Raw genomic sequence first — 23,707 nt, forward strand, 5'->3', positions numbered from 1 at the left:
CTCCATCCTGACGGGCGCCTACGGTGGCCGCGTGGAGGGACGGGAGCTGCGCGAGGTGGTCGTCCCGGGGGCGGACCAGGACCGCCACGTGCCCCAGCTGCTGGCCCAGCTGCGCGGGGCGCTCGACGGGTCGGGACCGGCGCTGCTGCCGCTGCCCGCCGACTCCGCCGCGGCGGAGCGCCTGCGCGGCGCCGCCCACCCCGGCCTGCCGGTGGGCACGGGCACCGCGCTGGTGCTGGCGACCTCGGGGTCCACCGGTGAGGCGAAGGCCGTGGAGCTGGGCGGTGCGGCCCTGACCGCCTCGGCGGGCGCCACGGCAGCGCGGCTGGGCGGGCACGGCCGCTGGCTGCTGGCCCTGCCGCTGGAGCACGTGGCCGCCTGGCAGGTCCTGGTCCGCAGCGCCGTGGCGGGCACCGAGCCCGTGGTGGCCCCCGCCGGTGACCCGGCGGCGCTGCCGGCGGCCGTCGCCGCGCTGAGTGGGGGCGCGGGCGGGGGCGGCGCGCGGTACGCCTCCCTGGTGCCGACCCAGCTGGCGCGCGCCCTGGAGCACCGGGAGGCGGCGCGGGCGCTCGCCCTGCTCGACGCGGTGCTGCTCGGCGGTGCCGCTGCGCCGCTGCCGCTGCTCGAGCGGGCCGCGGCGGCCGGGGTGCGCGTGGTGCGCACGTACGGCTCCACGGAGACCTCCGGCGGCTGCGTCTACGACGGGTGGGCCCTGGACGGCGTCGAGGTGGCCCTGGAGCCCGTGGGCGGTGGTCCGGACGACGACGACGCGGGTCGGGTCCTGCTGAGCGGTCCGGTGCTCGCCACCGGGTACCGCGGCCGGCCGGACCTCACCGCCGAGGCGTTCGTGCAGCGCGCAGGACGGCGCTGGTACGCCACCAGCGACCTCGGGCGCACCGACGCGCAGGGCCGGCTGTCGGTGCTGGGGCGGCTGGACGACGTCGTCGTGACCGGCGGGCGCAAGGTCGCTCCGCTGGCGGTCGAGCGGGTGCTCGCCGACCTGCCCGGAGTGGCGGACGCGCTCGTGGTGGGAGTGCCCGACCCCGAGTGGGGGCAGCGCGTGGTGGCGCTCGTGGTGCCCGCCGCGGGCGGCGCGGCGCCGCCCCTGGAGGTGGTGCGCGCCGCCGTGCGCGAGCGCCTGGGTGCCCCCTCGGCGCCGCGGGACGTGCTGGTGGTGGAGGCGGTCCCGGTGCGGGGCATCGGCAAGCCCGACCGCCGGGCCGCGGCGGCCCTGGCCGCCCACCTCCTCGCCCCGCCCTCCTGATCCGCACGCCGGACGGGGCAGGGTGGGGGTGTGGCCCCCACCGACCCGACCGACCGGAACCACGCGCTGTCGTTCGGAGCCGCTGCCGCCGGCTACGCGGCCGTGCGCCCCACCTACCCCGCCGAGGCCCTCGACTGGGTCCTGGAGGGCCTCACCGGCGGCTTCGGAGAGCGCCGGCTGCGAGCCGCCGACGTCGGCGCGGGCGCCGGGGCGCTGACCGCTCGCCTGGTGGAGCGCGGCCTGGAGGTGGTGGCCGTGGACCTCGACCCGAAGATGCTCGCGCAGCTGCACGTCGACGTCCCCGGCGTGCCGACCTTCGTGGGCAGCGCCGAGCAGCTGCCCCTGCCCGACGCCTCGGTGGACCTGCTGGTGCTCGGGCAGGCCTGGCACTGGGTGGACCCGGTGCGGGGCAGCGCCGAGGTCGGACGGGTGCTCGCACCGGGAGGCCGCCTCGGGCTGCTGTGGAACCAGCGCGACACCCAGGAGCCGTGGGTGGCCGCCCTGGGCGGCATGCTCGACTCGGCCCCGCACATGGCGGCGCGCGTGGAGGACCCGCGGATCGGTGCGCCGCTGGTGGGCGCCGAGCGGCGCACCACCTCCCGCTGGACGCACGACCTGTCTCCGGAGGAGGTGGTGGGGCTGGCCGCGAGCCGCAGCGCCGTCCTCACCGCGGCGCCGCAGGAGCAGCGGCGGGTGCTGGACGCCGTCCGCGAGCTGCTGGCCACCCACCCCGACACCGCGGGACGCGACAGCATCCCGGTCCCGTACACGACCACCTGCTGGCGCGCCCGCCGCCCCTGACGCCGGCGCGCGGCCCCGGCCACCTACAGTCCTCGGGTGGCGAGCGCGGGTCAGTGGGTGGCCGGTGCGCGTCCGAGGACCCTCCCCGCGGCCCTGGCGCCCGTGCTCGTGGGCACCGGCGCGGCCGCGCTGGCGCAGTCCGCCCACGCGGGCCGCGCCCTGCTGGCCGCCCTGGTCGCCCTGGCGCTGCAGGTGGGCGTCAACTACTCCAACGACTACTCCGACGGCGTGCGGGGCACCGACGCGGACCGCGTGGGGCCGCTGCGCCTGACGGCCTCCGGCGTCGCCAGGCCCGGGCGGGTGCTGCGCGCGGCGCTCGTCTCCTTCGGCGTGGCCGCAGCGGCCGGCGTGGTGCTCGTGGCCCTGTCGGGCGCGTGGTGGCTGCTGGTGGTGGGCGCGCTCGCGGTGGTCGCCGCGTGGACCTACACCGGCGGGCCGCGGCCGTACGGCTACGCGGGCCTGGGCGAGGTGTTCGTCTTCCTGTTCTTCGGGCTGGTCGCCACGCTCGGCACCACGTACACGCAGACGGGGTCGCTGAACGCCGCCAGCTGGGCCGGTGCCGTGGCGGTGGGCTCGCTGGCGTGCGCGATCCTCGTGGCCAACAACCTGCGCGACGTGCCCACCGACGCGGTGGCCGGCAAGCGCACCCTCGCGGTGCGCCTGGGCGAGCCGCGCACGCGCACCCTGTACGCCGCCCTGCTCGTGGTGCCCTACGCGCTGCTGGCGGTGCCGGCGCTCGCCGCCCCGCGGGCCCCTCTCGCGCTGGTGGCGCTCGTCACAGTGCCGCTGGCCGTCGGGGCGGCCCGGACCGTGCTGCGCGGCGCCGCCGGGAGGGACCTCGTGCCGGTCCTGGGGGCCACCGGACGCCTGGAGCTGGTCTACGCGCTGCTGCTGGGTCTGGGCCTGGCGCTCGCACCGCTGCTCTGACGCGGCGGGTCAGCGGGGACGGCGCTGGGCGTCGTCGTCGGCGTCCTCGGCCGCGGCGTCGCGCTCAGCAGCGGACATCCGCCCCGAGCGCTGCCGCTCGGCCTCCTTCGCGGCGGCCTTCTGGTGCCGCGCGGCCGTGCGCTGCTCCAGCCGCTCCACGAGGGCGCGGCGGGGACCGCCCAGCAGGAGGTAGGAGAGCAGGGCCGAGACCACCAGCGCGAAGACCACGAGGAGCAGCGCGCGCATGCCCACGGCGTACCCGAGGAGGGCCACGAGGAAGAACAGCAGGATCCTCAGGAGCCCGTAGCGGAAGAAGGGAGACACAGCAGGAGCGTAGGTGGACGACGTGCTTACCATCGTCCCGTGCCGATGCTGGTCGCCCTCGTGGCTCTCGTGCTGGGGATCTACGCGCTGGTCGACTGCCTGCGCACCACGGGGACGCAGGCCCGGGGCCTGCCCGTGGCGGTGTGGGTGGCGGTCATCGTCCTGCTGCCCGTCGTGGGGCCGCTGGCCTGGCTGCTGGCCGGGCGCACCCACGGGTCGCGTCCCGCGCCGCCGGTGAGCACCTCCCGGGGCGGCGCCCCGAAGGGCCCCGACGACGACGAGGACTTCCTGCGCTCCCTCGACCGCAAGCACCGCGGCGACGTCTGACCCCGCCTGCGCGAGCGGCTCCTCCCCGGGACGCGCGAGAGCCCCGGGACCCTGCAGGGTCCCGGGGCTCTCGCGCACCCGGCGAGGGGGTCAGCCGATCCCGGCGTAGGAGTGGTTGCCCGGGAAGAGGACGTTGACGACACCGTAGTTGATCATCAGGCAGGCGAAGCCGGCCATCGAGAGGTAGGCGGCGCGGCGTCCGTTCCAGCCGCCGGTGGCCCGTGCGTGCAGGTAGGCGGCGTAGACCACCCAGATGATGAAGGTCCACACCTCCTTGGGGTCCCAGTTCCAGTACCGGCCCCAGGCGACCTCGGCCCAGATCGCCCCGGCGACCAGCGTGAAGGCCCACAGGGGGAACGAGATGGCGATGAGCCGGTAGGACAGCTTCTCCAGGTCCGCCGCGCTGGGCAGCGCCTCCATGAAGCGGCCGGCGCCGAGCGTGGCGCCTGCGGCGCGCTGCGCCTCGCGGCGCTCCTGCACCAGCTGGAGCACCGTGGTGGAGAAGGCCAGCACGAACAGCGCCGAGCTCACGAACGCCACCGACACGTGGATGATCAGCCAGTAGCTCTGCAGCGCGGGCACCAGGGGGGCCGAGGCGGTGTAGAGGACGGCGACGGCCAGTCCCAGGCTCAGCAGCACGGGCGCCAGGACGAAGGTGGACAGCCAGCGCACGTCGCGCCGGGTGAGCACGAGCAGGTAGACGAGGACGACGACGGAGGTGCCCGTCACCGAGAACTCGTACATGTTCCCCCAGGGCGCCCGGTGCGCCGAGAGGCCGCGGGTGACCACGCCGCCGACGTGCAGGAGCAGCGCGAGCACCGTGAGCGAGGTGGCGATGCCGGCCGCCTTGCGGCGGGTGCCGTCCTCGGCGAGCGAGACCGGCTCCTCCGAGGCCGACGTGCGGACCAAGGTCGTCGTCCCCCCCGCACCGCCGGCACCTGTGGCGCTCAGCTGCTGGCCCTTGCCCTGCTGCTTCTTGCGCATCCGCGCGGTGGCGCGCTCGCCGAGGGCGGCGAGGTCCATGGCGCTGGCGCCGAGGGCCAGGGTGTACACGGCCATGGCCGAGTAGACGAGGGCGTTGCTGGCCGAGGCCAGCGACTCGTCGACGCTCACGGCTCCTCCTGTCGAGGGGGCTGGTGGGACGGTGGGCTGTCTGTCGGGCCAGTGTCGCTGGTCGTGCCGGCCGGGGCAGCGGCTGGGAGCCGCGCGAGCACGGCCGCCAGGACCGCGTCGGCCTCGGCGGCCAGGCCGTGGTCCTCGCTGCGGGCGAGCGCGCCGACCTCGAGGAGCGTGCGGCCGTCCGCGCCACCGGCGGCGGGCACGGCGCGCACCCACAGGCGGCGGCGCGGCACGAACAGCGACGCGGTGAGCCCGGCGATGGCCAGCAGGGAGAACACGAGGGCGGCGGCGCGGGCCGGGTCGTGCCGGACGGTGAAGCCGGCGTACCGGTCGACGCGGTCGAAGGTCACCGACCCGAGACCGTTCGGGAGCTGGTAGGTCTCCCCCGGCTTCATGGCGAAGCGCAGCGGCTGCCCGTCGGGGCTGGTGACCCGCTGCATCCTGGACGTGTCCAGCTCGTAGACGTTCTGCGGGACGCCGTCGTCGAGGCCGAGGTCCCCGGTGTAGGCGAACAGGAGCAGCTCGGGGTTCCTCAGGTCAGGGAACGTGGAGACCGGCACGCCCGAGGCGCTGGGCGAGGCGGTGGGCAGGAACAGCCCCTGCAGGCCGATGTCCCCGTCGAGGCCGGGCACCTTGACGACGCCGGTGGAGGTGTAGGTGGCGTCCTGCACGAGGAAGGGCGTCGCCTGGGAGAAGAGGACGTCGCCCTTCGCGTCCCGCACGGTGATCACCGGTGCGTAGCCGTTGCCCGCGAGGTAGACCGAGGCACCACCGGCGCGCAGCGGCTCGTTGACCCTGATCTGCCCTGAGCGCGGCGCGGCGTCGGGGGAGTCCTTCACCGTCACGTCAGCGGAGAAGCTGCGCGGGGCGCCGAACTGGTTGCCGGTGGAGCTGTCGTCGAAGGCCACGTGCAGCGCGTCGAGGGTGAAGGCGAAGGGCGGCAGGTCATCGGGGTCGACGAGCGCCCCCGGGTCCCAGCTGTCGTACCGCGTCACGTTGTTCACGTACGCGTCGCCCTGGACCACGATCACCTGGGCGCGGTAGCCCCACAGGCCGCCGACGGCGATGGCGATGAGCACCCCCACCAGGGCGAGGTGGAAGAGCAGGTTCCCGGTCTCGCGCAGCTCCCCGCGCTGGCCGGCCAGCGACGGGCCGCGGCGGTCGTCGGTGAAGCCGGCGGTGCGGTACCGGCGCGAGCGCAGCACGTCCTGCGCGGCGCTGAGGACGTCAGCGGGGGCCGCGTCCACCGGGACGGACCGGTGCTCGGGCAGGCGCGACAGCCGGGCGGGCGTGCGCGGGGGCGCCTGGCGCAGGTTCGCCAGGTGGACCCTGGTGCGCGGGAGCACGCAGCCGACCAGGCTGATGAACAGCAGCAGGTAGACCGCGGAGAACCACGGCGAGGAGTAGACGTCGAAGAGGCTCACCCGGTCGAGCCAGGGCGCCAGGTCGGGGTGGGCCTGGAAGTACTGGGCCACCTTGACCTGGTCGATGTTGCGCTGGGGGAACAGCGACCCGGGAACCGCCAGCACGGCCAGCAGCATGAGCAGCAGCAGCGCCGTGCGCATGCTCGTCAGCTGCCGCCACGTCCAGCGCAGCCAGCCGACCAGCCCGAGCCCGACGGGCTTCGGGTCCGACGGCGGCTCGGCGGAGGTGCGCCGCTCCTCGACGGTCGTCACGAGCCCTGCGCCTCCCTCTCGTCGTCGCGCATCAGACCGGGGTCTCCCAGCCGGCGATGCTGCCCTGCAGCTGGCCGAGCCACTGGCCCCACAGCCCGCTGACCAGCAGCACGCCGACCACCACGAGCGCCACGCCGCCGGTGCGGGCGATGGCGAGCCTGCGGTGCCGCAACCAGTCCAGGGCCCGGGCGGAGCGGCCCAGGCCGAGCGCCACCAGCACGAACGGCAGGCCGAGCCCGAGGCAGTAGGCCAGGGTCAGCAGCACTCCGCGCGAGGCGGTGCCAGCGTCGGTGGCGAGTGCGAGGACCACGGCGAGCGTCGGGCCCAGGCACGGGGTCCACCCCAGGCCGAAGGTCGCCCCGAGCAGCGGCGCCCCCACCAGCCCGGCCGCGGGGCGCCAGCGCACCTTGGCCTCCCCGCGCAGGCCGGGCACGAGGCCGAGGAAGGCCAGACCCATGACGAGGACCACGACCCCCATCCACCGCGTGAGCTCGGCGCGGTGCCCGACGAGGAAGGCGCCCAGGGCGCCGAAGGCCGCCCCGGCGAGCACGAAGACCACCGTGAAGCCGAGCACGAAGAGCACCGACCCCAGCAGCAGCCGTCCGCGGCGCTGCCGCTCGAGGTCCACGCCGGTCAGGCCGGTGACGTAGCCCAGGTAGCCGGGCACCAGCGGCAGCACGCAGGGGGACGCGAAGCTGACCAGTCCAGCCGCCGCGGCGACCAGAGCCGCCACGACCAGGGGGCCGCTGCCCGCCAGGCTCTGGAAGAGCTGGGCGGTGCTCATGCGCCAGCGCTCGCGCGGGTGTCACCGGCGTCAGCTCGACCGCTGCGGACGTCGTCGATCATGCCGCGCAGCACGTCCTCCTCGACCTTGCCGATCACGGACGCCGCGGGGCGCCCTTCGGCGTCGAGGACGATGGTGGAGGGCACGGCCTGCGGGGGGATCCGTCCGCGCAGGGCCAGCAGGCCCTCGCCGGAGCCGGCGTCGAGGATGCTCGGGTACGGGATGCCGAACTTCTTCTCGAAGGTCTGCACCACCGCTGCGTCGTCCTCGGTGTTGATACCCAGGAAGCGCACGTCGGGCGAGTCCGAGGCGATCGCTGCGAGGTGCGGGGCCTCGGCGCGGCAGGGGGCGCAGGCGGCGTACCAGACGTTGACGACCACCACGGACCCGCGCCAGGCGGCGACGTCGACGGTCGACCCGTCGGCGGTCTTCCCGGACAGGACCACCGGCTGACCGCGGTCGGCGACGGCGAGGATCTTCCGGGTGCCGTCCCCGGAGACGTAGCCCTGCTGGTTGCCGGTGTCGCCGGCGGTCTGGCCGAGCCCGCCGCAGGCCGCGAGCGCGGCGGCGGCCGGCGCGGCCAGCACCCCGGTCAGCAGGGCGCGTCGCGAGATCGTGGTCACGCGGCACCCGCCGTGTCGACGGCGCCGGGCAGCAGCGAGGCGGCGGGCTCGCGGTAGTCCACCCCCACGAGGGCCGTGCCGTCGAAGCGCAGGGTGGTGAGGCTGGCGAGGGTGCACTCGCGGCTGCGGGGGTCGTGCCAGAGGCGCCGGCCCTCGGCGCGGCGGCGGGCGGAGTAGATGGGCAGCTGGTGGGCGACCAGGACGGTCTCGTGGCCGGCGTTGCGCGCGGCGGCCTCGCGGGCCACCGCGAGGACGCGCTCGGCCTGCTCGGCGTACGGCTCGCCCCAGGAGGGGCGCAGCGGGTTGCGGAGCGCCCACCAGTGGCGGGGCCGGGCCAGGGAGCCCGGACCGACGCCGAAGGTGAGGCCCTCGAAGTGGTTGGCGGCCTCGATGAGCCGCTCGTCGGTGCCGACGGCCAGGCCGAAGGCCTCGCCGATCGGCGCGGCGGTCTCCTGGGCGCGCTGCAGCGGGGAGGCGACGACCTCCACCACGTCGGCGCGCTCGTCGGCGAGGGTCTTCGCCACGAGTGCGGCCATGGCCCGGCCCCGCTCGGAGAGGCGGTAGCCCGGGAGCCGGCCGTAGAGCACGCGCTCGGGGTTGTGGACCTCCCCGTGGCGCAGCAGGTGGACGGCGGTCAGGGCCATGCGAGAAGCATCCCACCCGCACCTGGGTGCCCGGGGCCGCGCGCCGCCGGCCTGCGCGCGACGTCACACCGGCGGGTCCCCGGGGCCGGACCGCGAGAGCTGGAGGTCAGGGCTGGAGGTCAGGGCTGGATGCTGACGACGCCGAGGTCGCGCGTGGACGCCAGGGCGCCGCGGACGCCCTCCCCGCTGTAGCTGCCCGAGGTCGGCGCCACGTCGGCGTAGTCGCGGCCGACGGCCACGGTGAGGTGCCCGGCGCCGGCGCGCTTGTCGTTGCAGGGGTCGAAGGCCACGGCCACCGCACCCGGGCGCCCCTCGACCAGGCCGGGGACGACGACATCGACCCAGGCGTGGGTGCCGCCCTGCCCGATGAGGTGCCCCGAGACGTAGCGGGTGGGGATCCCCAGGTGGCGCATCACGGCGATCATGACGTGGGCGTAGTCCTGGCAGACGCCGACGCCTCCGGCGAGGGCCTGCGCGGCCGTGGTGCGCGTCGTCGTCGTGCCGAACTCGTAGCGGAACCTCGCGTGCACGGCGGAGCAGACGCGCTCGGCGGTCTCGAGGGGGTTCTCGGGGCGGCGCAGCGACTCGGCCAGCTCGACGATCGCGGCGTCCGGTGCGGTCAGGGCCGTGGTAGCGAGCAGGCGCGGGTCGCGCAGGGCGGTCCGCGGGACCGTCGCGTGCGCCTCGTGCGGGGCGTCGGGGACCACCCGCTCCAGGACCGCGGCGAGGCGGAACTCGACGTGGTCGGCCACGCGGTCGGCGCGGACGCGGGTCACCGTGTTGCCGAAGGCGTCGCGGCGGTCGGCGCGGCGGGCAGCGCCGTCCTCCAGGCCGGTGACAGTCAGCGAGGCCAGGCGGCGGTGCACGTCGCCGTGGACGGCCGGCGGCAGCACCACGAGGCGCTGGCGCAGGTCCGTCACGGGCGCGTCGTAGGTGTACCGGAAGGTCTGCTCCAGGCGGTACGTGACGCGGGAGGCGGCGTCGAGCTCTGCCGTCTGCGCGGTGAGCAGCGGGGCGGACAGCGCGTCGAGCATCACAGGAGGACCCCTTCAGCAGGGCCGCGCACCACGACGGTCGCCGTCATGAACGGATCCTGCACGTCTCGCGTTTCCACGGTGTTGCGCCTGTGTGGCGCTGGCGTGGTGATCGGCGCACCGGGCCCGTTCCTTGAGCCGTCCGGGTGAGCCGGGGCCCACCCGGACGGCTCCCGCCTACCGGCGCTGGGTCGCCGCCGCGGCCCGGGCGGCCCCCGGGAGCGCGTCGAGGACGACACCGACCGCGTCGTCGTCGTGGGAGGCGGAGACGAACCACGACTCGTAGCAGGACGGCGGCAGGTGCACCCCGGCGTCGAGCATGGCGTGGAAGAACGCGGCGAAGGCGGCGGTGTCCTGGGTCCGCGCGGTGTCGTAGTCGACCACCGGGACGTCGGTGAAGAAGACGCTGAACATGCTCCCGGCCACGCCCAGGGTGTGCGGGACGCCCTCGGCGGCGAGGGCCGCCGAGGCGGCGTCCCGCAGGGTCGCGGCCACGGCGTCCACGCGGGCGTAGACCTCGGGCGTGCAGTGCTGCAGCGTGGCGAGGCCCGCCGCGGAGGCGACGGGGTTCCCCGAGAGGGTGCCCGCCTGGTAGACGGGGCCGGCGGGTGCGAGGTGGCCCATGACGTCGGCACGGCCCCCGAAGGCGGCCACCGGGAAGCCGCCCCCCATGACCTTGCCGAAGGTGAACAGGTCCGGGGCGAGCGCCTGCTCCCCCGCCCCGTCGCCGAGGTCGACCCCCTGGCGCCCCTCGAGCCCGAACCAGCCGGAGCGCGAGAGGCGGAAGCCCGTCATGACCTCGTCGCTGATGAGCAGCGCACCGGCGCGGCGGGTCTCGCGCAGCAGCGCGGCGGTCCACCCCGGGGCGGGCGGCACCACGCCCATGTTCCCCGCGGCGGCCTCGGTGATGACGCAGGCGATGCGGTCCCCGTGAGCGGCGAACGCCTGCTCCAGCGCGGGGACGTCGTTGAAGGGCAGGACGAGCGTCTCGGCGGCGCTCTCCGGCGTGACGCCGGGGGTGTCGGGCAGGGCGAAGGTGGCCAGGCCGGAGCCGGCCGAGGCGAGCAGCGCGTCGACGTGGCCGTGGTAGCAGCCGGCGAACTTCACCACCACGGGCCGGCCGGTGAAGCCGCGGGCCAGCCGGATGGCGCTCATCGTGGCCTCGGTGCCGGAGCTGACCAGGCGCACCTGCTCCAGCGGCTCCACGCGGGAGACGAGCTCCTCGGCGAGCAGCACCTCGCCCTCGCTGGGCGTGCCGAAGCTGAAGCCCTTCTCCGCGGCGGCCACCACGGCCTCGCGCACCGCGGGGTGGCCGTGGCCCAGGATCATCGGGCCCCACGAGCCGATGAGGTCCACCCGGCGCACGCCGTCGGCGTCGGTGAGCCACGGGCCCTGCGCCGACGCCGTGAAGCGCGGGGTGCCGCCCACCGCGCGGAAGGCGCGCACCGGCGAGTTGACCCCGCCGGGCAGCACGGCGCTGGCGCGCTCGAAGAGGGCCTGGGAGGCGGGGGCCGGAGTGGTCGGCGTGGGGCTGCCGGTGGAGCTGGTCGAGGTCACGGGGCCATCCTCCCCGCGGGCGGCGGCCGCGACGAGCGGGCCCGGTGCGGGTGTGACCGACGGCGCGCGCCGTCCGCGCGGTGCGGGGCGCGCGCGGCCATCATGGTCGCCGTGCCCGGCGCCCTGGACCAGACATCGTCGCGCGACGTGAGGCGGTGGCGGCGCCACCTGGCCGACGAGCAGTACGAGGCCACCGTGTACCGCCGGCTGGCCGAGCGGCGAGGCGGCGAGGACCGCGAGGTGCTCCTCGCGCTCGCCGAGGCGGAGGGCCGCCACGCCGCGCACTGGGCGGAGCTCATCGAGGAGCGCACGGGCGCGCCGGCGCGGCCCGGCCGTCCCGGCACGGGCCTGCGTCTGCTGGCCCTGCTCGCCCAGCGGTTCGGCTCGGTGTTCGTGCTGGCGCTGGCGCAGCAGGCGGAGGGCCGGTCCTCCTACGGCCGCGAGCCCCACGCCACCGCGGCGATGGCCGCTGACGAGCAGGTGCACGGGGAGGTGGTGCGCGGCCTGGCGGCCCGCGGGCGGGCCCGGGTGTCGGGCACCTTCCGGGCGGCGGTGTTCGGCGCCAACGACGGGCTGGTCTCCAACCTCGCCCTGGTGCTGGGCGTGGCCGGTGCCGGCACGAGCGCCGCCGCGATCCTGCTGACGGGCATCTCCGGGCTGCTGGCGGGTGCGCTGTCGATGGCGGCCGGCGAGTACGTGTCGGTCCGGTCGCAGCGAGAGCTCATCGCGGCCTCCGCCCCCGCGCCGCACTCGGAGCAGGTGGTGGGCGCGCTCGACGTCGACGCCAACGAGCTCGCGCTGGTGTACCGGGCACGGGGCATGGCCGAGGCCGACGCCGAGCGGCACGCCGCCGAGCAGCTGGCCGCCCTGCAGGGCGCCCCCGGGCGGAGCGCTGGCGCCCGTCCGCTCTCACCCTCGACGGGCCTCGGGGTGCCGCAGGAGGAGGACGGGGACGACGTGGTCGGCAGCGCCTGGGCCGCCGCCGGCTCCTCGTTCGTGTTCTTCGCCAGCGGCGCCCTGGTCCCGGTGCTGCCGTTCCTGCTGGGCCTGCAGGAGTGGGCCGCCCTCGTCACCGCGCTGGTGCTGGTCTCGCTGGCGCTGCTGTCGACCGGCGCCGTGGTGGGCGTGCTCAGCGGCGGCCCGCTGCTGCCCCGCGGACTGCGCCAGCTCTGCATCGGCCTGGGCGCCGCGGCGGTCACCTACGTGCTGGGCCTGCTGTTCGGCACGACGGTCGGCTGAGGCCACCGCCCGCACCACCCGCACCACCGGCCGGGTGCGGGCAGGGGTCCGGCAGGGGCCCGCGCTGTCAGCGCAGGTGCTCGGCGATCTGCGCGCAGATGCGGCCCAGCGCCTCGACGTCCGAGCCGGAGAGCTGGTCGAAGAGGTGCTCGCGCACACCGGTGACGTGCAGCGGCGCGGCCGCCTCGAGGGCCGCGAACCCCGCGGGGGTCATCACCGCCAGCACACCCCGGCGGTCCTCGGGGCAGGCGCGCCGCTCCACGAGCCCCCGCTGCTCCAGCCGGGTGATGGCGTGGGTGAGGCGGCTGCGGGAGTGGACGAGGTGCTCGGCCAGGTCGGACATGCGCAGCGAGCGGTCGGGGGACTCCGAGAGCCTCACGAGCAGCTCGTAGTCGGCGATGGACAGGTCGTGCCCGGACTCGTCCAGCTCCTGCCCGAGGCGGCGCTGGAGCAGCTGGGTCGCTTCGAGGTAGGTCCGCCAGGTGCGCTGCTCCTGGGCGTCGAGCCACCGCGTCTGACCGGTGTCCGGACCGGTGTCGTTCATGAGAGCCACCTCCGGGGTGGGACGCGGTGGGAACACTGTTGAATGTTTAACCATTATGCGTCACAGTGGTGGTGCAGCGCACTCCCGCGCCACCCGATCCGCACACCGACCACCACGGAGGACTCCATGGCCACCACCCTGCCCGCCGGTCTCGTCGCAGGCACCTACACCGTCGACCCGTCGCACACCGAGGTCGGCTTCACCGCCCGCCACGCGATGGTGACCAAGGTGCGCGGGCGCTTCTCCGACGTCGCCGGCACCGTCGTCGTCGACGAGGACGCCTCGCTGACCTCCGTCGAGGCCACCATCCAGGTCGCCAGCGTCGACACCCGCTCCGCGGACCGCGACGGCCACCTCAAGAGCGCCGACTTCTTCGACGTCGAGCAGTTCCCCACCATGACCTACCGCTCCACCTCGGTGCGGGCCTCCGGTGACGGCTACGTCGTGGACGGCGAGCTGACCCTGCACGGCGTCACCCAGCCCGTGCAGCTCGAGGTGACCGCCGAGGGCGTCGCCACCGACCCGTTCGGCAACTCCCGCGCCGGCTTCTCCGCCGAGGCCGAGATCAACCGCAAGGACTTCGGCCTGTCCTGGAACGCCGCCCTGGAGACCGGCGGCGTGCTGGTGAGCGAGAAGATCAAGATCACGCTGGACGTCTCGGCCATCAAGCAGGCCTGACACCCCCCGCGCAGAAGACCCCCGCACGGCCTCGGTCGGCGGGGGTCTTCTGCGCGCCGCCCGCGACAGGTGCCCAGACGCGAGGGGGCGACGTCGACGACGACGTCAGCGGAGCGGCTCCAGCCGGAAGACGGGGTGCTTCGGCGCAGCGGCCAGCAGCTCCTCGTCGGTGGCACCGGCCCCGACGCCGTCGAAGAAGGCCCCCACCTCCCACGCCCAGCGGCGCAGGTACTCGCGCAGGACCGGCAGCTTCTCGGCGTCCGCCAGCTCCACGGCCGTGAAGGCCTCGGCGCGGCGGCCGAGGCGCAGCTCCCCCGCGCCGGCCACGCGCAGGTTCCGGACCCACTGCGTGTGACCACGAGGCGCCACGAGGTAGCGCACGCCGCCCACCACGAGGGGGTTCACGGGCGTGGTGCGCCACTCGCCCGTGCTGCGCCCGCGCACCGCCAGCTCTCGCGACCCCGCCAGCGGCAGCCCCCAGCGCGTGAGGCGGGCCACCGCGGGGTTGAACACCCGGGCCGTGAACCACCCGGGCGCCAGGTAGCGCGCACCGGCCGGACCGTGAGCACCATTCGCATCCGAGAGCACTGCTCTTCTCGTCATGGCAGGAGCATGCCCCGCCGTCACCACCGGGTCAAGAGCACCGCTCTCTCTTCGGAGCATCGCTCGCGCTCGTGGTAGGAAGGGGACCGTGCCCGCCACCCTCACCGCCCGCGAGCGAGCCCGGCGGGAGCTGACGGCCGAGATCCTCAGCACGGCGCGCCGACAGCTGGCCGGGTCCGGCGCCGCAGCGCTGTCCCTGCGCGCCGTCGCCCGCGAGCTCGGCATGGCGTCGTCGGCCGTCTACCGCTACGTCGCCACCCGGGACGACCTCCTCACCGCGCTCATCGTCGAGGCGTACGACAGCTGCGGGGCGGCCGTGGAGGCGGCGACCTCCCCCGCGCCCGGCGCGTCGGCACGTCAGCGCTTCACCGCGGGCTGCTCGGCGCTGCGGAGGTGGGCGGTGGAGCACCCCCACGAGTTCGCCCTCGTGCACGGCTCGCCGGTGCCGGGGTACCGCGGCGACGAGCGGACCACCGCCGCGGGGTCGCGCACCCCCCTGGCGCTCCTCGCCGTGCTGGCCGAGGCCGCCCCCGCCGGCCCGCCCGCGGTGCGCACCCGCCCGCTCGGCCCCGAGCTCGAGCAGCAGGCCGGTCGCGTGCGCGCCGCCGCCGCCGGCGGTCCGGCCGCGCACGCCTCACCGGAGGTGGTGGTCGCCGGCGCCCGGGCCTGGACGGCGCTGCTCGGCCTGGTGAGCAGCGAGCTGTTCGGGCAGCTCGCCGGCACGTTCGACCCCGCCGGCGCCTTCTTCGAGCACTCCGTCGAGACCCTCGCCGACGAGCTCGGGCTGTGAGCGCCGCGCCGCAGCCCGCGCAGCACCGGCGCGTCGCGGCGCCACCTCGCCTACCCTCGGGCGGGCCGCCCCGGCACGGGGTGGGCTACCAGCACGCCCCGGAGGTGGTCCGACCGTGAGCCGGCACCGCGCCCCCTCCCCCGTCACGCGCCGAGGCGCCCTCGTGGCCGGCGCGGCGTGGGTGGTGGGAGCAGCGGCCGCGTCCTCGGGGCTCACCGGGCGGTGGAGCACGGGCACCGCCCCCACGGCTCTGCCCTCGGAGGCGCTGGCGGCGGCCCAGGTGCCCTCGGCTCCTGCCAGCCCGGCGGCGCCGTCCCCGTCGCCGTCGAGCGCGCCCCCCTCTGTCGCCGAGGTCGAGACCACCGCCGCCTTCGACAGGACGGCCCACTCGACCACCGAGGCGTCGAGCCCGTGGGTGGTGGTGAACAAGCGGCACCCGATCGACCCGCTGGACTACGAGCCGCCGAAGCTCGTCGCGGTGGCGGGCGAGAGGGTCGCCGCCCAGGCGGCTCCGGACCTCGAGGCCCTGCTGGCCCGCAGCCGGGACGACGGCGTGGCGCTCACGCTGGTCAGCGGGTTCCGGACCTACTCCTACCAGCAGCAGGTGCACCGCCGCTCCGTGGCCCGCAACGGGCAGGCGGGGGCTGACAGGTACAGCGCGAGGGCCGGCCACAGCGAGCACCAGACGGGGCTCGCCGTCGACTTCTCCTCCGCCGACGGCCGGGCCACCCTCAGCCCGCGGTTCGCCCAGACCGACGAGGGCCTGTGGCTGGCCGAGCACGCCGGATCCCACGGGTGGCTGCTGCGCTACACCGAGGCCGACCAGGCGGTCACGGGGTACAACGCCGAGCCGTGGCACTTCCGCTGGGTGGGCGTCGAGCTGGTCGCCGCCATGGTGGCCGCCGGCGCTCCCACGCTGGAGCAGTTCTTCGGGACGAGCGGCGGCCCCGACTACGCCTGACGGCGCAGCCGGGGCCGGGCACCGTCAGCGGGTCACGCCGCCGGTCCGACGGCGTCGCGCTCGGCGCTGGCGCTCCCCACCACCTCGCGGTGGTCCGGGTGCGAGTCGCGGGAGACCTCCACCCGGCGGGGCTGCGCGGAGGGCGCGACGGGGACCAGCAGGTGCAGCACCCCGTCCCGGTAGTCGGCACTGACGCCGGCCGCGTCCAGACCGTCACCGATCTGCAGCTGCCTCACGAACGAGCCGTGGGGGCGCTCAGCGATGAGCACCTCGCGCGAACCGGCCGCCCGCGTGGCGCGGTCGGCGCGGACGGTGATGACGTTGCGCTCGGTGGTCACGTCGACGCTCGAGGGGTCGACACCGGGCAGGTCCAGCTCGACGTGGTAGCCGGCGTCGTCCTTCCAGACGTCCATGGGCATCCGCATCGGGGTGCGCGCACCGCTGACCAGCTGCTGGGCCATGCGGTCGAGCTGGCGGAAGGGGTCTCCGAAGGGGTCGAACTGCATGACGGTCACGGGATCCTCCTCACCGGATCACGAGATCAGATGACGCGGACCGCTCCTGCCGTCCGCGGGCACCCCTGCGGTGCCACCGTCGGGATACCCGGCGGACGGCCGGCTCAAACCAGGTCTGAGCCCGTCGCGCTCAACTCTCGTCAGCCCCTGCGGAGCAGGTCGGCCACCTCGGTGGCCCAGTACGTCAGCGTCGCCGTCGCACCGGCGCGCTGCACCGACACGAGCGACTCGAGGATGGCGCGCTGCCTGTCGATCATCCCCGCGGCCGCGGCGGCCTCGACCATCGCGTACTCCCCCGAGACCTGGTAGGCCCAGACCGGCACGTCGACGGCGGCGGCCACGTCGCTGAGCACGTCGAGGTAGGGCAGCGCGGGCTTCACCATGACCACGTCCGCGCCTTCCGCGACGTCGAGGCGCACCTCGCGCAGCGCCTCGCGGCGGTTGCCCGGGTCCATCTGGTACGCCCGCCGGTCCCCCTGGAGGGTCGACTCGACGGCCTCGCGGAAGGGTCCGTAGAACGCCGACGCGTACTTGGCGGCGTAGGCCAGGAGGACGACGTCGGAGCGACCGACGGCGTCCAGCGCGGAGCGCACCACCCCGGTCTGGCCGTCCATCATCCCGGACAGGCCGAGCAGCGAGGCGCCCGCCTCGGCCTGCGCCAGCGCCATGGCGGCGTAGCGCTCCAGCGTCGCGTCGTTGTCGACCCGGCCCGCCTCGTCGAGGACGCCGCAGTGGCCGTGGTCGGTGAACTCGTCCAGGCACAGGTCGGCCATGACCACGCAGTCCGAGCCGACGGCCTCGTCGAGCACCCGCAGGGCGGTGTTGAGGACGCCCTCGGGGTCGTCGGCGCCCGAGCCGCGCGCGTCGCGCACGGCGGGGACCCCGAAGACCATGATCCCGCCGACACCGGCGGCCACGGCCTCCTGGGCCGCGTCCACCACCGAGGTCATCGTGTGCTGGACCACGCCGGGCATGGACTGCATCGGCGAGGGCTCGCGCAGGCCCTCCTTGACGAACACGGGCAGCACGAGGCGCTGCGGCGCCAGGTGCTCCTGGGCGCTGAGCGACCGCAGCGCCGGGGTGGCGCGCAGGCGCCGCGGTCGCTCAGCGGGGAACGGCACGGTGGCTCTCCTCCGAGGCCTAGCGGCGGCGGCGGGCGCCGGCGCGGCGCTCGCTCGGGCGCAGGACGGGCTCGCCGGCCTCCTCGGCCTGGGCGCGCAGCTGCGCACCGTAGGCGGCGAGGGCGTCGACCAGCGAGGCCGTGCTGGCGTGCTCGGCCTGGACGTCCACGCGCAGGCCCAGCTCCGTGGCCGTCGCGCAGGTGGCCGGTCCGATGCAGGCCACCACCGTGCTCGGGTGCGGCTTGCCGGCGATGCCGACGAGGTTGCGCACCGTGGAGGAGGACGTGAAGACGACCGCGTCGAAGGCACCGGTCTTGATGGCGTCGCGCACCGGCGCCGGCGGCGGGGCCGCCCGGACCGTGCGGTAGGCGGTCACGTCGTCGACCTGCCAGCCGATCTGCTGCAGGCCCTCCACGAGGGTGTCGGTGGCGATGTCGGCGCGAGGCAGGAAGACCCTGTCGATGGGGTCCAGCACCTCGTCGTACGGAGGCCACTCGGCCAGCAGGCCCGCCGCGGACTGCTCGCCCTCGGGCACGAGGTCGGGCTCGATGCCCCAGGCGCGCAGCTCGGCGGCGGTGGTGCCGCCGACAGCCGCGACCTTGAGGCCGGAGAACGCGCGGGCGTCCAGGCCGTACTCGGCGAACTTGTCCTTGACGGCGCGGACCGCGTTGACGGAGGTGAAGCCCACCCACTCGTAGCGGCCGGTCACCAGGCCGCGCACGGCCTTCTCCATCTGGTGCGGACTGCGCGGCGGCTCCACGGCGATGGTCGGCACGACCTCGCTGACGGCGCCGACGGCGGCCAGGCGCTCCACCGTGGACGACGACTGCGCCTGCGTGCGCGGGACCAGCACCCGCCACCCGAACAGCGGGCGCGACTCGAACCACGCCAGCTTGTCGCGCTTGGCCACACCCGGGCCCAGCACCGCCACGAGCGGCTCCGGCAGGTGCTCGCCCTCCGAGGCCAGCACGTCCGGCAGCGTGGACAGCGTGGCCGAGACCGACCGCTGGTGGGTGGTGGTGCCGCCGGAGGTCACGACGACCTCCGCGGAGCCGCTCCTGCCGGAGGCCAGCAGCGCCTTGGCGGCACCCACGACGTCGTCGGCGGAACCGGTGACGACCACGGTGCCGGGCACCCCGCTGACGGCGTCGACCGCCGCCTCACCCAGGGCGGCGTCGAGCACGTGCACGTCGCTGGCGCGCGAGGTGGCCGTGGCGATGCCCGCGTACAGGGGCACCGCGGTGGCCACGGACACCCCGGGCACCACCTCGACGGCCACGCCGGCGCGACGGACGGCGGCGAGCTCGTCGGCCAGCTGCGGGGCGCTGGCGGCGTCCCCGCCGAAGAGCCGCACCACGGCGCGCCCCGAGCGGGCCGCGGCCAGGGAGAGCTTGGCGCGAGCGGCCCCCGTCAGGGGTGCCCCGCCCTCCGGCGCGGCCGTCTCCAGCACCTGCACGCCGTCGGCGCAGTGGCGGTGCACCGCGGCCAGCGCGGCGCCCTCGGGGGCGCCGGTGGTCTCGGCGTCAGCGCCGCGGTCGACGACGACGACGTCGGCGGCCGCGAGGAGCTCCGCCGCGCGCAGGGTGAGGAGGCCGGGATCACCGGGACCGGCGCCGACGAAGGCGACGGCGGGCACCGGCGCCGCGACGGAGGCGCTGGTGGCCCCGGCGCCCGCGGAGCTGCTGGTCGTGGTGCGGGTCTGGCTGGTGCCGCCGGCAGCACCCGCGGGGGAGCTGGAGGCGGTGGTGGCGCCGGCGTCGGACGCTGCCTGCGGTGCGGCGTCGGTGAGCGTCGGGGCGGAGGTGGGCGGGGTCACGGGTGCACCCTCTCCGGCGGCTCGTGGGCCGCCGCGTCGTGAGTGTTCGAGGCTGGCTGCGGTGCTGCGCTGCTGGTGCGCGGGGTCTCGGGGCGGGCGGGGTCGGGAGGTGTCGTCAGGCGGGCTGCCTGAGCGGTCTGCGCGGGGGCCAGGGGCGCGAGCGCCGGTGACCCGGAGGCGAGCAGGTCGGCGGCCACCCGGCGTCCGGTGGCGGCGGCCTCGTCGAGCGGGCCGGAGCCCGAGCGGACGGCGGCGGCGGAGCCGTCCAGCGCGGCCACCAGGCCGGTGAGCCGCAGCCCGCCGTCGTCGTCGAGGAGGGCCAGCGCGCCGACGGGTGCGGCGCAGCCGGCCTCCAGAGCGGCGAGCAGGGCCCGCTCGGCGGTGGTGGCGGCGCGGCTGGCGGGGTCGTCGAGGAGCGCGCAGGCGTCGCGGACGCCGTCGTCGTCGGCGCGGCACTCCACGGCCAGGGCCCCCTGGCCGGGAGCGGGCAGCAGCTGGTCCGTGCCGAGCACCTCGGTGGCCTCACCGGCGCGGCCGAGCCGCAGGAGGCCGGCGCGCGCGAGGACCACCGCGTCGAGGTGGCCCTCGGAGACCATGCGCAGCCGGGTGTCCACGTTGCCCCGGACGTCCACCACGGCCAGGTCCGGGCGCAGGGCGCGCAGCTGGGCGGCGCGGCGGGGCGACCCGGTGCCCACGCGGGCACCCGCGGGCAGGTCCGCCAGGCGGCGGCCCGCGGACGCGACCAGCACGTCCCGGGGGTCCTCGCGGGGCGGCACGGCGGCCACCACCAGGCCCGCGGCGGGTGCGGTCGGCAGGTCCTTGAGGGAGTGCACCGCCAGGTCCACGCGGCCGGCCAGCAGCGCCTCGCGCAGGGCGGTGGCGAAGACCCCGGTCCCGCCCAGGCTCGACAGAGGAGCGCGGGAGACGTCGCCCTCGGTGGTCACCTCGACCAGCTCCACCGCCCGGCCGGTGCGCTCGCGCAGCGCCTGCGCGACGTGCTCGGACTGGGTGCGCGCCAGAGCGCTGCGACGCGTCCCCAGGCGCAGCGCGGGCTCGACGGCCGCGGGGCTCCCGCTCACGCCGCGCCCTCCTCGGGTGCGCGCGCGGGGACCGGGCCACCGACCGGTGCGGAGACGGCGCGCAGCACCTCGGCGACGCTCCCGCCGCCGGTGGACGCGCCGGGGGTGGACACCGTCGGGGCGACGGGACCGGCACCCAGGCCACCCAGGCCCGCGGGGCCGCCGGCGGGACCGTCGAGGTCGAACAGCTCGCGCAGCACCGCGGCGTAGCCGGCACCGTCAGCGCCGTCGGCGGCGAGCGCCTTCACCCGGACGGTGGGGGTGTGGAGCAGCTTCTCGGTGACGCGGTGGACGGCCAGCTCGGCCTCGGCCACCACGCGCGGGTCCGCGTCGGCGCCCAGGCGCCCCCGCAGCCGGGACACCTCGGCCTCGACCACGTCGCGAGCGAGCGAGCGCAGCGCGGCCACCGTGGGCGCCACCGCGGCGGCGCGCTGCTCGGCGAGGTAGCCGGCCACCTCCTCGGCGACGACGGCGCGCGCGGACCTCACGCTGCCCGCGACGCCGGCGAGCGCCTCGTCGTCGTCGGGGGTCGCGAGCCGCTGGCGCAGGGCGTCCAGCCCCACCAGCTCGACCCCGGGCAGCTCACCCGCGGCCGGGTCGACGTCGTGCGGCAGGGCCAGGTCCACCACCAGCTGCTGCGCGACCGAGCCGTCGGCGCCGCGGCGCCGCTGCTCGCGCGCCGCCGCCACGTCAGCGGCGTCCAGCACGGTGCCGACGGCGCCGGTGCAGGACACCACCACGTCGGCCTCGGCAAGGGCGGCGCGCAGGGCCGCGGGGTCGTCCAGGGGCAGCCAGGTGCCGCCCACGGCAGCGGCCAGGCGCTCGGCGCGCGCGGCGGTGCGGTTGGCCACCGCGATCGAGCCGACGCCGAGGCGCTGGAGGGTGGTGGCGGCCAGAGCGCTCATGGAGCCGGCGCCCACCACGAGCGCCCGCGCGCTCGCCAGCGGGCCGACCACCGCGTCGGCGCCCTCCAGGGCGGCCTCCACGAGGGACCGGCCGGCGCGGTCCAGCCCGGTCTCGCTGTGCACGCGCTTGCCCACGCGCAGGGCCCGCTGCACCAGCTGGTCGAGCACCCGCCCGACGGTGCCGTCCTCCTGGCCGCGGCGCAGCGACGCGCGCACCTGGCCCAGCACCTGGGACTCGCCCAGCGCCATGGAGTCCAGACCGGCGGAGACGGAGAACAGGTGCTCCACCGCCCGCTCGCCGTAGGCGAACAGCAGCGACTCGGACAGGTCGCCCAGGGGGACCCCGGCCCGCTGCGCGAGCGCGGCGGACAGGTCCTGGACGCCGAGGTGGAAGGCGGGCACCACCGCGTACACCTCGACGCGGTTGCAGGTGGCCAGCACCGCGGCCTCCTGCACGGCGCCGCCGCACAGGTCGCGGGCCAGGTCGCGGGCCGCGTCGGCGTCGAGCGCGGCGCGCTCCAGCAGGGCGATCGGGGCGGTGCGGTGCGACATCCCCACGAAGAGCAGGCTCACCGGGCGCCCCCCGCGCTCGACCCGGTGCGCGGAGCGGACCCGGCCAGCTCGCCCGGCAGCTCGCCGGCGGTGGCGGCGCGGCGGCGCTCGCGGAACGCGAGGATGCCGAGCTCGGTGGACAGGTCCACGCTGCGCAGCTCCACGCCCGCGGGCACCTGCAGCTCGACGGGGGCGAAGGAGAGGACGCTGGTGATGCCCGCGGCGACCACGGCGTCGCACGCGGCCTGCGCGGCACCGGCGGGGACGGCGAGGACGGCGATCCGCACGCCCAGCTCCCCCACCACCCGCGCGGTGCTCGACGACGGCAGGACCTCCAGCCCCGCCACGCGCTCACCGACCACGGCGGGGTCGCTGTCCACGAGCGCCACCACGCGGGTCCCGAGCGGCGCGAAGCCGCTGTAGTTGGCCAGCGCCCGGCCGAGGCTGCCGATCCCCACGATGACGACCCGCCACTCCTCGGCCAGGCCCAGGCAGCGTCCGACGTGCTGGACCAGGCGCGCGACCTCGTACCCCACGCCCCGCACCCCGTAGCTGCCGAGGTGGGACAGGTCCTTGCGCAGGGTGGCCGACCCGACGCCCGCCGCGAGCGCCAGCTCCTCGCTGGAGACCGTGGCCACGCCGCGCTCGCCGAGCCCGGTCAGGACGCGCAGGTACACCGGGAGCCGGGCCACGGTGGCGTCGGGGACGCCCCTGGCGCCGTCGCGCGGGGCGCGCAGCGGCGGGGTGGCGTGCGGGTCTGTCACGGTGGGGCAGGGCTCCTGCTGGCGGTCAGCTGGCGGACGCCGGACCCCTCGGGCCACAGGTCCGTCCGCGCCCGGCGCGGGTGGCGCGGGCAGTCCAGACTAGGCACTTGTGAAGGGCAGAACAAAGTCCGCGCGCGCCGTCGGCACAGCGCGGGCGGGCGAGCGGGCCCCGGGGCCCGGCCACCGGTCCTTCAGCGGGCCGCCAGGGCGGCCACCAGGTCCTCCTCGCTGACCCGCCAGTGCGCGTGGTGGCGCCCGTCCACCGTGACGACGGGCACGAGGTCGCTGTAGCGGGCGACGAGCTCGGGGTCGGCGTCGACGTCGACCTCGCGCCACGTCGCGCCCGCCGCGGCACAGGCCCGCGCGACCTGCTCGCGGGCGACGTCGCACAGGTGGCACCCGCGCCGGCCGTACAGCACCACGCGCTCGACCTCGCGCTCGGTGCGCCCCTCGTCCACGTCGGCGAGGCTACCGGCGGCCTCCGCGGCCCGTGCCGGCCACCTCCGGCCGGCCCTGCGGGCGCCCGCAGCGACCCCCGGGACGCACGAGACCCGCACCGCGCGGGGCGGTGCGGGTCTGCAGCAGGTGCGCCTACTTCTTGTTGCGGCGCTGGTGGCGCGTCTTGCGCAGCAGCTTGCGGTGCTTCTTCTTGGCCATGCGCTTGCGGCGCTTCTTGATGACCGAGCCCATCGGTGCCTCAGATCGTTCGGGGCAGCGACGAGCGCTGCCGGCGGATGCTCCTGCGCCCCAGCGTACCGACTGCCCCCAGGGCACCCGGAACGCTCAGGGCGAGGTCACATCGCCTCGGTCTCCACGAAGGAGTGCGCCAGGTACTGGTCGACGGCCGTCTCCGGCACCCGGAAGGAGCGGCCCACGCGCACGGCGGGCATCTCACCGGAGTGCACCAGGCGGTACACCGTCATCTTCGACACGCGCATCATCGTGGCGACCTCGGCCACGGTGAGGAAGCGCACACCGCTGAAGTCGCGGTCCATCGCCATGGTTCCTCCCGGTCGTCCCTGGACCCTGAGCTCCAGGGGCCTCTGAGCACTCACAGTAG

At 76.3% G+C, this 23,707-nt stretch carries 27 protein-coding genes; 8 read left to right on the top strand and 19 right to left on the bottom strand.

Annotated elements, in window-relative coordinates:
- Positions 1 to 31: 31 nt before the first annotated feature.
- Genes menE through H7K62_RS01685 form a run of 3 tightly spaced genes read left to right on the top strand, consistent with a single transcriptional unit; the run spans position 32 to position 2,992 of the window.
- On the top strand, positions 32 to 1,264 hold the full coding sequence (menE, locus tag H7K62_RS01675) for an o-succinylbenzoate--CoA ligase (protein WP_222436874.1): 1,233 nt from the start codon (positions 32 to 34) through the stop codon (positions 1,262 to 1,264).
- A gap of 30 nt (positions 1,265 to 1,294) precedes the next feature.
- Positions 1,295 to 2,065, top strand: coding sequence for a class I SAM-dependent methyltransferase (locus H7K62_RS01680; protein WP_186715760.1), 771 nt, complete (start codon positions 1,295 to 1,297; stop codon positions 2,063 to 2,065).
- 36 nt (positions 2,066 to 2,101) lie between these two features.
- Positions 2,102 to 2,992 (top strand): 1,4-dihydroxy-2-naphthoate polyprenyltransferase, encoded by an 891-nt coding sequence (locus H7K62_RS01685; RefSeq protein WP_186715762.1) that lies wholly within the window; start codon positions 2,102 to 2,104, stop codon positions 2,990 to 2,992.
- A 9-nt stretch (positions 2,993 to 3,001) separates the two neighbouring features.
- On the opposite strand, the gene H7K62_RS01690 is transcribed toward H7K62_RS01685, so the two are convergent.
- The gene (locus H7K62_RS01690; RefSeq protein ID WP_222436875.1) at positions 3,002 to 3,316 is read right to left on the bottom strand and encodes a DUF4229 domain-containing protein; all 315 of its coding nucleotides are present in this window, start codon (positions 3,314 to 3,316) and stop codon (positions 3,002 to 3,004) included.
- Positions 3,317 to 3,361: 45 nt separating this feature from the next.
- On the opposite strand from H7K62_RS01690, the gene H7K62_RS01695 reads away from it, so the two are divergent.
- Positions 3,362 to 3,643 carry a PLD nuclease N-terminal domain-containing protein gene (locus H7K62_RS01695; RefSeq protein ID WP_186716499.1) on the top strand — a complete coding sequence of 94 codons (282 nt, stop codon included), beginning with the start codon at positions 3,362 to 3,364 and terminating at the stop codon, positions 3,641 to 3,643.
- Between the two features lie 90 nt (positions 3,644 to 3,733).
- Here H7K62_RS01695 and ccsB read toward each other — a convergent pair whose 3' ends face one another.
- From ccsB to hemL, 7 genes are all read right to left on the bottom strand, one after another.
- Positions 3,734 to 4,756 carry a c-type cytochrome biogenesis protein CcsB gene (ccsB, locus tag H7K62_RS01700; protein WP_370591556.1) on the bottom strand — a complete coding sequence of 341 codons (1,023 nt, stop codon included), beginning with the start codon at positions 4,754 to 4,756 and terminating at the stop codon, positions 3,734 to 3,736.
- Complete coding sequence (gene resB, locus H7K62_RS01705) at positions 4,753 to 6,438, bottom strand: cytochrome c biogenesis protein ResB (RefSeq protein WP_186715764.1); 1,686 nt, start codon at positions 6,436 to 6,438, stop codon at positions 4,753 to 4,755. The genes ccsB and resB overlap by 4 nt, the downstream gene beginning before the upstream one ends.
- 31 nt (positions 6,439 to 6,469) lie before the next feature.
- Positions 6,470 to 7,222 (bottom strand): cytochrome c biogenesis CcdA family protein, encoded by a 753-nt coding sequence (locus H7K62_RS01710; RefSeq protein ID WP_186715765.1) that lies wholly within the window; start codon positions 7,220 to 7,222, stop codon positions 6,470 to 6,472.
- Positions 7,219 to 7,845 (bottom strand): TlpA family protein disulfide reductase, encoded by a 627-nt coding sequence (locus tag H7K62_RS01715; RefSeq protein ID WP_222436877.1) that lies wholly within the window; start codon positions 7,843 to 7,845, stop codon positions 7,219 to 7,221. The genes H7K62_RS01710 and H7K62_RS01715 overlap by 4 nt, the downstream gene beginning before the upstream one ends.
- A complete protein-coding gene (locus tag H7K62_RS01720; RefSeq protein WP_186715766.1) occupies positions 7,842 to 8,489 on the bottom strand; it encodes a histidine phosphatase family protein in 648 nt (215 codons plus the stop codon). The genes H7K62_RS01715 and H7K62_RS01720 overlap by 4 nt, the downstream gene beginning before the upstream one ends.
- Before the next feature lie 119 nt (positions 8,490 to 8,608).
- Positions 8,609 to 9,523 (bottom strand): transglutaminase domain-containing protein, encoded by a 915-nt coding sequence (locus tag H7K62_RS01725; protein ID WP_186716505.1) that lies wholly within the window; start codon positions 9,521 to 9,523, stop codon positions 8,609 to 8,611.
- A 177-nt stretch (positions 9,524 to 9,700) separates the two neighbouring features.
- Entirely contained in the window at positions 9,701 to 11,080 is a 1,380-nt protein-coding gene (gene hemL / locus H7K62_RS01730; protein ID WP_186715767.1) for a glutamate-1-semialdehyde 2,1-aminomutase, read from the bottom strand.
- A gap of 102 nt (positions 11,081 to 11,182) precedes the next feature.
- On the opposite strand from hemL, the gene H7K62_RS01735 reads away from it, so the two are divergent.
- Positions 11,183 to 12,319, top strand: a complete 1,137-nt coding sequence (locus H7K62_RS01735; RefSeq protein WP_186715768.1) for a VIT1/CCC1 transporter family protein — start codon at positions 11,183 to 11,185, stop codon at positions 12,317 to 12,319.
- Between the two features lie 67 nt (positions 12,320 to 12,386).
- Here H7K62_RS01735 and H7K62_RS01740 read toward each other — a convergent pair whose 3' ends face one another.
- Positions 12,387 to 12,863, bottom strand: coding sequence for a MarR family winged helix-turn-helix transcriptional regulator (locus tag H7K62_RS01740; RefSeq protein ID WP_186715770.1), 477 nt, complete (start codon positions 12,861 to 12,863; stop codon positions 12,387 to 12,389).
- A gap of 126 nt (positions 12,864 to 12,989) precedes the next feature.
- Here H7K62_RS01740 and H7K62_RS01745 point away from each other — a divergent pair, with 126 nt between their 5' ends.
- Complete coding sequence (locus H7K62_RS01745; protein WP_186715772.1) at positions 12,990 to 13,541, top strand: YceI family protein; 552 nt, start codon at positions 12,990 to 12,992, stop codon at positions 13,539 to 13,541.
- 105 nt (positions 13,542 to 13,646) lie between these two features.
- On the opposite strand, the gene H7K62_RS01750 is transcribed toward H7K62_RS01745, so the two are convergent.
- On the bottom strand, positions 13,647 to 14,144 hold the full coding sequence (locus H7K62_RS01750) for a nitroreductase/quinone reductase family protein (protein WP_186715779.1): 498 nt from the start codon (positions 14,142 to 14,144) through the stop codon (positions 13,647 to 13,649).
- 88 nt (positions 14,145 to 14,232) lie between these two features.
- Here H7K62_RS01750 and H7K62_RS01755 point away from each other — a divergent pair, with 88 nt between their 5' ends.
- Together H7K62_RS01755 and H7K62_RS23425 are read left to right on the top strand one after the other, a co-directional pair.
- Positions 14,233 to 14,934, top strand: a complete 702-nt coding sequence (locus tag H7K62_RS01755) for a TetR/AcrR family transcriptional regulator (protein ID WP_222436880.1) — start codon at positions 14,233 to 14,235, stop codon at positions 14,932 to 14,934.
- Positions 14,935 to 15,049: 115 nt separating this feature from the next.
- Positions 15,050 to 15,895 (top strand): M15 family metallopeptidase, encoded by an 846-nt coding sequence (locus H7K62_RS23425; protein ID WP_186715783.1) that lies wholly within the window; start codon positions 15,050 to 15,052, stop codon positions 15,893 to 15,895.
- A gap of 32 nt (positions 15,896 to 15,927) precedes the next feature.
- Here the strand turns inward: H7K62_RS23425 and H7K62_RS01765 are convergent, their stop codons facing one another.
- The 9 genes from H7K62_RS01765 to H7K62_RS01805 all read right to left on the bottom strand — a co-directional run bounded on the left by H7K62_RS01765 (position 15,928) and on the right by H7K62_RS01805 (position 23,648).
- Positions 15,928 to 16,401 carry an Hsp20/alpha crystallin family protein gene (locus H7K62_RS01765; protein ID WP_186716507.1) on the bottom strand — a complete coding sequence of 158 codons (474 nt, stop codon included), beginning with the start codon at positions 16,399 to 16,401 and terminating at the stop codon, positions 15,928 to 15,930.
- Between the two features lie 149 nt (positions 16,402 to 16,550).
- The gene (gene hemB / locus H7K62_RS01770; protein WP_186715786.1) at positions 16,551 to 17,531 is read right to left on the bottom strand and encodes a porphobilinogen synthase; all 981 of its coding nucleotides are present in this window, start codon (positions 17,529 to 17,531) and stop codon (positions 16,551 to 16,553) included.
- A gap of 19 nt (positions 17,532 to 17,550) precedes the next feature.
- The gene (locus H7K62_RS23430) at positions 17,551 to 19,347 is read right to left on the bottom strand and encodes a bifunctional uroporphyrinogen-III C-methyltransferase/uroporphyrinogen-III synthase (protein WP_186715788.1); all 1,797 of its coding nucleotides are present in this window, start codon (positions 19,345 to 19,347) and stop codon (positions 17,551 to 17,553) included.
- Positions 19,344 to 20,426 carry a hydroxymethylbilane synthase gene (gene hemC, locus H7K62_RS01780; RefSeq protein WP_186715790.1) on the bottom strand — a complete coding sequence of 361 codons (1,083 nt, stop codon included), beginning with the start codon at positions 20,424 to 20,426 and terminating at the stop codon, positions 19,344 to 19,346. Before hemC ends, H7K62_RS23430 begins: the two co-directional genes overlap by 4 nt.
- Complete coding sequence (locus tag H7K62_RS01785) at positions 20,423 to 21,904, bottom strand: glutamyl-tRNA reductase (RefSeq protein ID WP_186715792.1); 1,482 nt, start codon at positions 21,902 to 21,904, stop codon at positions 20,423 to 20,425. Before H7K62_RS01785 ends, hemC begins: the two co-directional genes overlap by 4 nt.
- Complete coding sequence (locus H7K62_RS01790; protein ID WP_370591557.1) at positions 21,901 to 22,647, bottom strand: redox-sensing transcriptional repressor Rex; 747 nt, start codon at positions 22,645 to 22,647, stop codon at positions 21,901 to 21,903. The genes H7K62_RS01785 and H7K62_RS01790 overlap by 4 nt, the downstream gene beginning before the upstream one ends.
- A 191-nt stretch (positions 22,648 to 22,838) precedes the next feature.
- The gene (locus tag H7K62_RS01795) at positions 22,839 to 23,105 is read right to left on the bottom strand and encodes a glutaredoxin family protein (protein ID WP_186715794.1); all 267 of its coding nucleotides are present in this window, start codon (positions 23,103 to 23,105) and stop codon (positions 22,839 to 22,841) included.
- A 133-nt stretch (positions 23,106 to 23,238) separates the two neighbouring features.
- On the bottom strand, positions 23,239 to 23,337 hold the full coding sequence (locus H7K62_RS01800; protein ID WP_003792170.1) for a 30S ribosomal protein bS22: 99 nt from the start codon (positions 23,335 to 23,337) through the stop codon (positions 23,239 to 23,241).
- A 104-nt stretch (positions 23,338 to 23,441) separates the two neighbouring features.
- Entirely contained in the window at positions 23,442 to 23,648 is a 207-nt protein-coding gene (locus H7K62_RS01805; RefSeq protein ID WP_139710215.1) for a helix-turn-helix domain-containing protein, read from the bottom strand.
- Between the last annotated feature and the right edge of the window lie 59 nt (positions 23,649 to 23,707).

This window comes from Quadrisphaera sp. RL12-1S (assembly GCF_014270065.1).
Classification (GTDB): Bacteria; Actinomycetota; Actinomycetes; order Actinomycetales; family Quadrisphaeraceae; genus Quadrisphaera.